This is a genomic window from Frankia sp. CoWAU3 (assembly GCF_977971855.1).
Map to the genome: position 1 here is coordinate 1 of NZ_CDWWXB010000323.1, position 2,761 is coordinate 2,761.

The 2,761-nt window shown below is 67.9% G+C and carries 5 protein-coding genes; 2 read left to right on the plus strand and 3 right to left on the minus strand.

Translation table 11 applies throughout. The features are described 5' to 3' along the window. Positions 1 to 7 precede the first annotated feature (7 nt). Entirely contained in the window at positions 8 to 871 is an 864-nt protein-coding gene (locus AC08ON_RS17915) for an LLM class F420-dependent oxidoreductase (protein WP_476608675.1), read from the minus strand. Positions 872 to 935: 64 nt separating this feature from the next. Here AC08ON_RS17915 and AC08ON_RS17920 point away from each other — a divergent pair, with 64 nt between their 5' ends. Then, entirely contained in the window at positions 936 to 1,277 is a 342-nt protein-coding gene (locus AC08ON_RS17920; protein ID WP_476617417.1) for a MerR family transcriptional regulator, read from the plus strand. A gap of 382 nt (positions 1,278 to 1,659) precedes the next feature. Here the strand turns inward: AC08ON_RS17920 and AC08ON_RS17925 are convergent, their stop codons facing one another. Together AC08ON_RS17925 and AC08ON_RS17930 are read right to left on the minus strand one after the other, a co-directional pair. After that, positions 1,660 to 2,031: a HepT-like ribonuclease domain-containing protein gene (locus tag AC08ON_RS17925; RefSeq protein WP_476608673.1), complete on the minus strand. Its 372-nt coding sequence runs from the start codon at positions 2,029 to 2,031 to the stop codon at positions 1,660 to 1,662. Next, a complete protein-coding gene (locus AC08ON_RS17930) occupies positions 2,021 to 2,311 on the minus strand; it encodes a nucleotidyltransferase family protein (RefSeq protein WP_035912985.1) in 291 nt (96 codons plus the stop codon). The genes AC08ON_RS17925 and AC08ON_RS17930 overlap by 11 nt, the downstream gene beginning before the upstream one ends. A gap of 277 nt (positions 2,312 to 2,588) precedes the next feature. Between AC08ON_RS17930 and AC08ON_RS17935 the strand changes: the two genes are divergently transcribed. Beyond that, on the plus strand, positions 2,589 to 2,761 hold a 173-nt coding region (locus AC08ON_RS17935), incomplete at its 3' end, for a helix-turn-helix domain-containing protein (protein WP_476617418.1).

Below are 2,761 nucleotides of genomic sequence, written 5' to 3' on the forward strand. Positions count from 1 at the left end.
CTTACGGTCAGGTAGTTGGCTGCTTGACGCTGCCTCCGGCCCTGGCCAGCGGTCCCAGCTGGTCCAGCGCGCGCAGCGTCGCGTCGGCGTCGGTGATGGTGAGCAGCCCGAACAGGGCGCGACGGACACCACGAGCGCGCAGCCTCTCGAGCGTGGCCTCGTCGGGATCCATGAGCGGAACGGTCACCGGTGGCGTCGCCACCCCGGCCCGGTCCGCCTCCTCGGCCAGCTCGTCCAGGCCTTGGATCAGCTGGTCGACCGGAAGGGGTGGAGTGAGCCAGCCGTCGCGCCCGGCGATGATCCGGCGGAAGGTCGTCGGGCCCCATCCCCCGATCCAGACCGGCGGATACGGTCGCTGCACAGGCTTGGGCCACTGGAAGACCGGATCGAAATCGACGAAGCGACCGTGGAACTCCGCCTCCTCGGTGGTCCAAAGCGCCTTCACCGCGGCCAGCCGCTCCCGCATCAGCGCCATTCGAGTCGCCGGGTCGGTGCCGTGGTTGCGCATCTCCTCACGCAGCCAGCCGGCGCCGACGCCGAGTTCGAAACGGCCCTCGCTGACCAGGTCCAGGCTGGCCGCTTCCTTCGCCAACAGGAGCGGGTCCCGCTGGACCACGAGCGCGACCGCGGTGCCCACGCGCAACCGGGTGGTCGCGGTCGCCACGGCCGTCAGACTGACGAAAGGATCAAGATTTCGGTAGTAGTCGCGGGGAATCTCACCAAGCTCGGGGTGCGGTGTCTCCCGTCGGGCGGGGATGTGGGTGTGCTCGGTGACGAACAGTGATTCGAAGCCGCGCTCCTCGATCACCCGGGCGAGCTGAGCAGGCCTGATCTGTTCGTCAGTGACCGCGGTGAAGATCCCGATATCCATGCGTCGCACCGTAGTGTCTGCCATCAGTGTCAGGGTCAAGAGCGAGGGCTGGAGGCTGGTCCTGATGTTGATCGGCGAGCTGTCGACACAAACCGGCGCCAGCGTGCGGTCCTTGCGCCATTACGAGAAGAACGGACTGCTCGTGGCGGAGCGCGGCGCCAACGGCTACCGCCATTTCCCGGAGTCCGCGGTGGAGACGGTGGCCCGGATCCAGGTGCTGCTCGGCGCCGGACTGTCGGTGGCGACGATCTGCCAGGTGCTGCCCTGCACCATCGACGCGATGCCGCGGATCGTGCCGTGTGCCCAGCTGTCGGCGACACTGCGCCGCGAGCTGGACCGGCTGGAGCTACAGGCCGCGTACCTCGATCGCGCACGTTTCCTGATCTCGACGATGCTCGCGGCCTGAGCGCCACAGGAAGTAGCCGGGCCTCCGGGGCGCAGAACCCGTCAGCCGCCGATACTAGTGGACCTAACGCACCACGATAAGAACCGGTCAATCTTGGTTGCTGGCCCTGAAATCACCGTCCGGCCGGTCGCCACACGTGCCCCGAACAGGGACGATGCTCGGTGACCACGCCGACCGGAACATCGCCTACCGGGTAGAACACGCGTTCCGAACACCTAGCGGTTCCGGGCACTTCCGGGCTTCCTGGTGACCGTGCGCGTTGGGCACCGTGGTCGCGTCCACCCTCCTCTTCCGCCTCTGAATGTGCCCGTGCTCGGGTCGCGGTCGCGCCGAGGAGGGGTGATGGTCAGAACGTCCGCACCCGGGGGCGATGTACCCGCGGTCAGTGCGGCTGATCGAGCTGACTGGCGACGAGCGGGAACTCTGCCTTCAGGAGCGTTGCCAGTTGCTCCTGAAGCTCGCGCAGCGCGGTCGTGGCGATGCGCCACACGATTGACCAGTCAACCTCGAAGTACGCGTGAACAGCGATGTTGCGGAAGCCCGTGACGGACCGCCACGGCACATCCGGCCAGCGGTCGCGGATCTCGGGCGAGACTCGACCGGCTGCCTCGCCGATCACCAGGAGCTTCTGCAGAACGGCGCTCTGGATCAGGTCGCTCGCCAGGAAGGCGGCCTCGTCGGCGTCCTGGACGAACGTCGTCGCGGCAGCCGCCGCTTCGATCATGTCGACGAGGTAGAGCTCGTCACGCCGCATAGAGGACCCGAGCCTCCGCGAGTACCCGGTCGCGGATGACCCACTTCAGCCGGGACTTGGGTACCAGGTCGACGTGCCGACCGACGATCTTTTCGAGCTCGTCCCGAAGATCGACGATCTCGAAGCCAAGCTTCGAGTCGGGCGCCAGCACATACAGCAGGTCGACGTCCGAGGAGTCGGTGTCGTCGCCACGAGCCACCGAGCCGAAGACGGAGAGCTCGGCGACCCCGTAGCGTCGGCACACCTCGGCGATCCGGCTGTCACGAAGGTCGACGGTCACATCGCCATTATCGCCTCCAGGCAGCCACGACCGCACGGCTCGGACACCGCCTCCAACGAGGTGACCTGGCCCCGTCCGAGGAACAAGAAGGCCGGGGCGACCAGCGGTGCGCCCAAGAGATCACCTTCCGGACGGGTCACGCGGCACACGTCCGGGGCTACGAATTCTTGTTCGGGGAGGTAGCGCGTTAGCCAACTGGCGGCATCTCATGCCAGGGTGACCATTCGGACCAGGCTTCCCAGTTGGGACGGTCATCGTCGGCGAGCCAGTTCCATGCGTGGGGCTTTGCGACCGGCCCCGCTCGGGGCGGCCGCGGCGGATCAGCGAGCTGGAGCGCGCCGAGCTCGTCGCGCTGGTCTGCCAGCTCCCGGCCGAGACCGGGGTACCGCTGGTCCGCTGGAGCTGCCCCGAGCTGGCCCGAGCTGGCCGCCGAGCTGACCCGTCGCGGCC

Coding starts and splice junctions, on each gene's coding strand:
- AC08ON_RS17915 (WP_476608675.1), bottom strand. CDS start 871: ATGGATATCGGGATCTTCACCGCGGTCACTGACGAACAGATCAGGCCT.
- AC08ON_RS17920 (WP_476617417.1), top strand. CDS start 936: ATGTTGATCGGCGAGCTGTCGACACAAACCGGCGCCAGCGTGCGGTCC.
- AC08ON_RS17925 (WP_476608673.1), bottom strand. CDS start 2,031: ATGCGGCGTGACGAGCTCTACCTCGTCGACATGATCGAAGCGGCGGCT.